Here is a 1,022-nt window from a genome sequence, read left to right as displayed (position 1 = left end):
GGGGGTCGGTGGATTCGTAGCGGGCGGTCTCGGGATCGTAGTAGCGGTGGACGTTGTAGTGGGCGCCGGTTTCGGGATCGTGGTACTGACCGGGGAAACGCAACGGGCAGTCGAGGGCACCGTCGGTGGGCGGCGGGCCGGCACCCCACAGGGTGGTCCGGGCCCGCCAGGCAAGCTCCCCGTCGGGGTCGAGGAGTTCGGTGGGAGTACCGACCAGATCGGTAACGATGGCATGGAACCGGGCGTCAAACCACGCCTGCTCGGCGATGTGGTCGCTGCCGTTGCCGCCCACAGCCGTGTCGGACGGGCGGCGTTCGGACTGGGTGAGCGGCCGGAAACCGCCGGGCTCCCACTCCCACGTGGTGACCCGCGGCGTCGGATCGTCCCCGGCGACGTGCCGCTGCTCGGCGAGGACGGCGCCGTCCCAGGCGAAGTCGATCCGTTCGCCCACCCCGCCGTCGTCGCCGGTGCCGTCTCCCTCGCCGCCAAGGCGCTGCTTGGCGATCCGCCGGCCGAACGGATCATAGGAATACCGCCAGTGCCGACCGTCCGGCGTGGTGACACCGGTCAGCCGATCGTCGGCATCCCAGCTGTAGTGCCAGGTACGTGGCTTACCCGACAGCCGCTTGTGCTGGCGTAGTGTCACCCGACCTTGGCCGTCGTGCTCGTAGCGGACGCGGCCGGCCCGGCGGATCAGCGTACCGGCGTACTCCCGACCGCCCTGCGCGGCAGTGCCCAACGCATTGCGCCCATCGTTCGTATCGCGCTGTGCGGGCACCGGCCAGGATGCGTCGGTGATGTTGCCCGCATCGTCGTAGGCGTACCGCTCGGACCAGTCCGAGCCGTGGACCGCGGTGACCCGCCGCGCCGGGTCGAGGTCGAATCGGCGCAGGCCGGCGAGCATGTCATCGATCTCGGTGACATACCCATCCGGGCTGTAGGAGTAGTCCCGGCGCTGCAGCACCCGTGCGTGCCCCGCGGTCACGGTCTGCGACAACAGCTGGTGGTTGGCATCCCACACC

The 1,022-nt window shown here is 70.3% G+C and carries 1 protein-coding gene; it reads right to left on the bottom strand.

From position 1 onward, the window contains the following. The coding region (locus U9977_RS26395) for an RHS repeat-associated core domain-containing protein (RefSeq protein WP_322751982.1) at window positions 1-1,022 on the bottom strand (1,022 nt) is incomplete at both ends.

This window comes from Protofrankia sp. Cas8 (genome assembly GCF_963555845.1).
Lineage (GTDB): Bacteria > Actinomycetota > Actinomycetes > Frankiales > Frankiaceae > Protofrankia.
The sequence above is the reverse complement of the archived record's forward strand: the minus strand, read 5'-3'. Positions and strand labels throughout refer to the sequence as shown.